6 protein-coding genes are annotated in these 5,927 nt (G+C 69.7%); 3 read left to right on the forward strand and 3 right to left on the reverse strand.

All coding sequences use genetic code 11. The annotated features are described in order from the left end of the window. Window positions 1–954 (forward strand): ABC transporter ATP-binding protein (locus AC1D1G_RS40425; RefSeq protein ID WP_477956404.1); only part of this gene is annotated, 954 nt, incomplete at its 5' end. On the opposite strand, the gene AC1D1G_RS40430 is transcribed toward AC1D1G_RS40425, so the two are convergent. Further along, the gene (locus AC1D1G_RS40430) at window positions 924–2,459 is read right to left on the reverse strand and encodes an MFS transporter (protein WP_283332893.1); all 1,536 of its coding nucleotides are present in this window, start codon (window positions 2,457–2,459) and stop codon (window positions 924–926) included. The genes AC1D1G_RS40425 and AC1D1G_RS40430 overlap by 31 nt on opposite strands. A gap of 74 nt (window positions 2,460–2,533) precedes the next feature. Here AC1D1G_RS40430 and AC1D1G_RS40435 point away from each other — a divergent pair, with 74 nt between their 5' ends. Beyond that, window positions 2,534–3,640: a winged helix DNA-binding domain-containing protein gene (locus AC1D1G_RS40435; RefSeq protein WP_280783510.1), complete on the forward strand. Its 1,107-nt coding sequence runs from the start codon at window positions 2,534–2,536 to the stop codon at window positions 3,638–3,640. On the opposite strand, the gene AC1D1G_RS40440 is transcribed toward AC1D1G_RS40435, so the two are convergent. Continuing rightward, complete coding sequence (locus AC1D1G_RS40440) at window positions 3,630–4,496, reverse strand: hypothetical protein (RefSeq protein WP_005264657.1); 867 nt, start codon at window positions 4,494–4,496, stop codon at window positions 3,630–3,632. The genes AC1D1G_RS40435 and AC1D1G_RS40440 overlap by 11 nt on opposite strands. Then, entirely contained in the window at window positions 4,486–5,181 is a 696-nt protein-coding gene (locus AC1D1G_RS40445) for a metallophosphoesterase family protein (protein WP_005264659.1), read from the reverse strand. Before AC1D1G_RS40445 ends, AC1D1G_RS40440 begins: the two co-directional genes overlap by 11 nt. Window positions 5,182–5,246: 65 nt before the next feature. Here AC1D1G_RS40445 and AC1D1G_RS40450 point away from each other — a divergent pair, with 65 nt between their 5' ends. Then, window positions 5,247–5,834, forward strand: a complete 588-nt coding sequence (locus AC1D1G_RS40450) for a suppressor of fused domain protein (protein ID WP_283332894.1) — start codon at window positions 5,247–5,249, stop codon at window positions 5,832–5,834. Window positions 5,835–5,927 lie beyond the last annotated feature (93 nt).

The following is a 5,927-nucleotide window of genomic DNA, read 5'->3' on the forward strand; positions in this document are numbered from 1 at the left end:
CCGAAGGACCGCGACATCGCGATGGTGTTCCAGTCGTACGCGCTGTACCCGCACATGACGGTGCGGCAGAACATCGCGTTCCCGCTGACGCTGGCGAAGATGTCGAAGTCGGACATCGCGGCGAAGGTGGACAACGCCGCCAAGATCCTCGACCTCACCCAGCACCTCGATCGCAAACCGGCCAATCTGTCGGGCGGACAGCGGCAGCGGGTCGCGATGGGCCGGGCGATCGTCCGCAGCCCCAAGGCGTTCCTGATGGACGAGCCGCTGTCGAACCTCGACGCCAAACTCCGCGTCCAGATGCGCACCGAGATCGCCCGGCTGCAACAGCGACTCGGCRCCACCAYGGTSTACGTCACGCACGACCAGAYCGAGGCSATGACCCTCGGCGATCGGGTGGTGGTGCTGCGGGGCGGTGTGGTTCAGCAGATCGGGGCGCCGCAGGATCTGTACGACCACCCGAACAACCTGTTCGTCGCCGGGTTCATCGGCTCGCCGTCGATGAACTTCTTCCCGGGGCAGCTCACCGCCGACGGGGTGTCGACGCCGCTCGGCGAGTTCACGTTGCCCCCGGAGACACGCGACAAGATCGGGTCGTCGAACACGGCGAAGGACGTCGTCGTCGGGATCCGTCCCGAGCACTTCGAGGACGTGGGGCTCGTCGACGAGGGGCAGAGAGCGGCCGGTGGCACCTTCACGGCCAACATCGAGGTGCTCGAGTCGATGGGTTCGGACAAGTACGCCTATTTCACGGCGGAGGGGCCGCAGGTGACCTCCCGGGAACTCGAGGAGCTCGCCGCAGACTCGGGTACCGCGGTCGCGGGCGGCGGGCAGCTGGTCGCCCGGTTGTCGACCGAATCGTCCGCGGCGCACGGCAGGCCGGTGGAACTGTGGTTCGACCGGGCGAAGATCGCCCTGTTCGATCAGGATTCGGGAGCGAACCTCACCCGTTGAGCGGGGCGCTCACCCGAACCGCGGGTGTTCGCTCCGCCGAGGCCACCGACGGTGCCCCACTCGGCCGCGAGGGCGGTCGCGTGGACCTCGTCCTCCTCCTCGTCGGAGGGGGTGCGGGTGGTGCGCGTGATCCCGAAGAACGGCAGCAGCCCGGCGAGGGCGGCGGCGGTCGCGCCGACGACGAACGCGATCACGTACGCCGATTCGGTCGGGACGTCCGTTCCGTCGATGGTGATGCCGGCGAGCAGGGTCGCGAGCAGCGCGCTGGCGACGGAACTGCCCACGGACCGGGCGATGGAATTGATGCTGTTCGCGACGCCGGTCTCGTCCTGCCGGACCTCGGCCACGAGCAGTGACGGCAGCGACGCGTACGCGAGGCTGATGTACGTGTTGACCAGCAGGATGGCCGCGATGACTTCCCACGTGCGGTCGTGGGCGAAGACGAACACGACGAAACCGCTGACGCCGACGACGCTCGCGGCGATGAGGACGGCGCGGGATCCGAAGCGGTGGATCAGTTTTCCGCTGAGGATCGAGGCGAGGACGCCGCTGATCGCGCCCGGCAGCAGGTATACGGTGCTGGCCTCGAGGACGGTGGCCCCGAAGCCGTATCCGGCCACCGCGCGCGGGGTCTGGACGAAGTACGAGCTGCCCAGGAACATCACGAACATCGACATGCCGACCACGAGCGCGGACAGGTGGGTGACGAGGACGGGCGGGTTGGTCAGCAGCCGGGGCGCGACGAGTGGGTCGGTGATCCTGCGTTCGAAGAGGAACCAGCCGATCAGGACCAGGATTCCGGCGATTCCGCTGACGATGGTGACGGGGGACGTCCAGCCCCAGGTGCCGCCCTCGGCGAGCGGCAGCAGGACGAGGACCAGGCCGGCGGCCAGAGCGGCCGCGCCGATCCAGTCGATGGATCCGGTTCCGGTGCGCGGGCGGCGGGGGATGGCGATCCAGGCGAGGACGAGTCCGGCGGCGGTGATGGCCGAGGACAGCCAGAAGATGCGGTGGAAGTCGGCGCCGTCGGAGACCAGCACACCGGTGAGGACGATGCCGAAGCATCCGCCGAATCCGAGGGTGCCGGAGAAGATCCCCATCGCCCCGGTCAGCTTCTCGGCGGGAAGTTCGTCACGCAGGACCGCGATGCCGATCGGGAACAGCGCGAACGACACGCCCTGGAGCACGCGGGCGAAGATCAGCACTCCTACCGACGTCGACAACGCACCGATGAGGGAACCGAGCAGCACGACCACGAGCACCCCGAGCAGGACGGGCCGTTTGCCGCGGAGATCGGCCAGGCGGCCGAGGACGGGCGTCGCGGTGGCGGCCGCGAGGAGGTTCGCGGTGAGGAGCCAGCCGACGGCGGTGGGGCCGACGTCGAGTTGCGAGCCGATGGTCCCGACGATCGGCACCACCAACGTTTGCAGAACGGCGACAATCATCACGACGAAGCACATGACGGGCAGGAGAGCCCTGGCTGCGGTTGTCGATCCGGCGGCCATGGGGTCCTCCTGTAGGGGTCGGTGAACGGCGTAATCAAATACGGTACTGGGGCTAACTAACGAAGGGGTTCACGGTGGGGTCTCAACGCATGTCGAATCGAGCGTTGGGCCGGGCCACACTGGCCCGGCAATCGCTGCTGAGCCGTTCGGACGCGTCCGCCCTCGACATGATCGAGCACCTCTGCGGACTGCAAGCCCAGGCTCCGGCCCCGCCGTATTTCGCACTGTGGACGCGGTTGACACGATTCCGCGCCGAGTCGCTGTCGGACCTCATCGAGAACCGCGCGGTGGTGCGGATTGTCGCGATGCGCGGCACGGTCTTCGCCCTGTCGGCCACGGACGCGCTCTCGTTCCGTCCGCTCACGCAACCGCTGCTCGACCGCGACCTACACACCAACACACAGCACCGGTCCGGTCTCGACGGGATCGACCTCGGCGCCCTCGCCGCCGCGGGACGTGAATTGGTGCGCGACGAACCCCGCACGCAGTCGCAGATGCGGCCCCTGCTCGAGGAGCGGTTCCCCGGCCGTGACGGGGCCGCGCTCGCCCACGGGGTGCGGGGACTGGTCCCGATGGTCCAGGTTCCACCGCGCGGGCTCTGGGGCAGGTCCGGGCAACCGGCGCTGTCGACGCTGGAGTCGTGGGTGGGTCGTCCACTGTCCGCCGCGCCGTCCATCGACACGATGCTGTTGCGCTACCTCGCCGCGTTCGGCCCGGCGAGCGCGCGGGACGCCCAGGCCTGGTCGGGGCTGACGCGGCTCGGGGAGGTCTTCGACCGGCTGCGGCCGGAACTCCGGGTGTTCCAGGGCGAAGCGGGTCCGGAACTCTTCGACCTTCCCGACGCACCCCGGCCGGACCCGGGCACCCCCGCCCCCGTCCGCATCCTCGCGCCGTTCGACAACGTGCTGCTCTCGCACGCGGACCGCGGACGCCTCCTCGACGACGACGTGCGGAAGAAGGTCTTCACCCAGAACGGCATCATCAAACCTGCCGTCCTGGTGAACGGCAGGGTCGCGGCGTTCACCACGACGGTGGTCGAGAAGTCCCGTGCGGTACTCGACGTGGAGCCGTTGGCGACCATCGCGAAGACGCATCGCACCGCGATCGAGGCGGAGGGCAGGCGACTGTTGAAGTTTGCGCACCCCGAGGCGCCCGAGCGTGTCGTGCGGTTCACGGGCTAGCCGGTTTGTGCCTGCGCGGTGCGAGGTGGCTGAGCTCGGCGATGATCTCGTCGTTCCAGACATGCTGGCGCACAAGGCGGTACCGCTCCCGCGCCACCCACAGGTAGGCCTCGGCGTCGGTGTGGTCGGGCAGCATCTCCGCGGCCCGCAGCATCCGGACCACCGGCAGGAACTCCTCACCGAACCAGCGCCGGGCCACGGTTTCACGGCTGAGGAATTCGCCCACCTCCTGCATGAGCCGGAAACCCCAGGCCTCGACGCTCTGGCTGATCTCGGCGTACTCCCAGGGATCGGTGACGACCACGGCCGCCCGCTGGGGCCCGCTGAGCGGCACCCGGGTGAGGAACAGGCGGCGGTGGTCCTTGATGACCAGGTCGCCGCGCTGCGCGATCCCGTCGGGGGAGATCTTGGTCTGGATCTCGGTGACGTAGGCGTCGATCGTGCTCCAGTGCATCGCGTACGCGATGGAGACGCGGTGGTGGCCGTCGCTGACGAAGTGCATGGACCCGATCCGATACACCTGGATCGGCGGCACCGACTCCCCCCGGCGCTGCGCGGCCGCCAGCCGTTGCCAGCGCTCGCGCACCCGGGTGGACGTGGGCCGGAAGAACCGGTCGAAGTCGCGGGTCCGGTCGACGCTCCCGACGATGGAGTTGACCGGGATCACCTGCAGGCCGAGCGACCGTTCCCCGACCCGGCCGACGGCAGCGACCACCTCGTCGAACGGCAGGATCTCGTTGACGTCGTCCGGTTCGCGGCGCAGCCAGCTGACCAGCCGCGACAACTCGGCGCGGCGGCGCTGGCGGGTGAAGTCGTTTTCCGCGTCGGCGGCGGGGAATCCGGTGTCACGTGCCATGCCGGCGCCTGACGATGGTGGGGTCGGCGCCCGGGGCCAACTCCATCAGGGTGAATCCCACGGTGTTGATCACCGTCGTCGCGCCGAGTGTGCGGTCCTCGGCCGCCCGGCCGTACGGGTGGACGTGCCCGTGGATCATGACGCGGGCCTGCAACCTGCCCGCCAGGGTCTCGAAGCACTCGAAACCCCGGTGCGGTGGATCCTCCTGGTCGCCCACTCCGCGCGGCGGGCTGTGCGTGAGCAGCACGTCGACGCCGGACACACCCGAGCGGCGCGCGTGCCACGCACTCGTCAGCGCCAGGTTGCGCGCCCGCCGCCGCTGCTGCCGCTCGGTCCACTGGTTGGGGCCGTCGTTGTAGCGGATCGATCCACCCAGACCGGCGATGCGCAGGCCCGCGATCCGCACGATCCGGCCGTCCGCGTTGACCGCGCCGCAGGGTCCCGGCCACGCCGAGGGCAGACCCGCCCGCATCCATCCGACACGTCCCGCGGAGTAGCCGGACAGGTCGGCGTCGTGGTTGCCCGGCACGAAGACGCACGGCGCGTCGAGCGCGTCGATCAGATATTCCAGGTAGTCGAACGGGAGATCGCCCGCACCGAGGATCAGGTCGACGTCCATGGCACGCACCTGCGAACTCCACAGCGACTCGATCGTCTCGTCGGACACTGCGAGTACCGAGACCATGCTCCGACGCTACCGGCTCGCGAGGCCGGAGGACGGGTGAGCGGCTTCGGTGGTTTGATTGCGGGGTGACTGACAGCGTTGTGGCCTCCGTTCGCGCGCACCTGCTGGGGCAGATCGGGGGACCGGAGCCGACTGCGGCATCGGTGACGTTCCTGGGCGTCGAGCCGCTGGACGTGCTGCGGTTCGCACCCGACGAAGAGGGGCTGGTGCGCTACGTGACCCTGGGGTGCTCCCGGCACCCGATGGGCGACCCCGGCGAACTGGTGGCCGACCCGCTCCGTGGCCCCCGCGCCGAACTGATCCTCACCCTGCGCGGTGGGGCCGGGGTGGCATCGGGAGTTGCGCGGACCCTCGCGGTCCTGGCGGCGGCGCCGTCGGTGGAAGGGGTGGTTCTCGTCGAGGACGCGCTGCTCGACCTGGGGGAGCCGCTGTGGAAGGACGCACCGTTCACCGCCGTGCTGCTCGGTGAATCGACCGTCCCGGACCTCCCGCTGCCMGAACCCGCGGAGGCCGTGCGGTTCCTCGCTGTCGTGCCGCTCACCGGCACCGAAGCGGCGTGGGTCCGGCTGCGCGGCGCCGGGGCACTGCGCGACGCCTGGACGGAGGCGGGCATCGACGTCCGCGATCCGTACCGCGGTGCCGCGTCCCTCTAGGACATGTCTCCTAATAGTTTGAGCCACTCGACGATGCCGGCGAGCAGGAATCCGGCGCGGTAGGTGAGGGCGAGTTTGTCGTAGCGGGTGGCC

The organism is Rhodococcus sp. P3_B8 (genome assembly GCF_056402775.1).

What these genes read in the sequence shown, in the direction of transcription:
- AC1D1G_RS40430 (WP_283332893.1), bottom strand. Translation starts at nt 2,459, where the DNA reads ATGGCCGCCGGATCGACAACCGCAGCCAGGGCTCTCCTGCCCGTCATG.
- AC1D1G_RS40440 (WP_005264657.1), bottom strand. Translation starts at nt 4,496, where the DNA reads ATGGCACGTGACACCGGATTCCCCGCCGCCGACGCGGAAAACGACTTC.
- AC1D1G_RS40445 (WP_005264659.1), bottom strand. Translation starts at nt 5,181, where the DNA reads ATGGTCTCGGTACTCGCAGTGTCCGACGAGACGATCGAGTCGCTGTGG.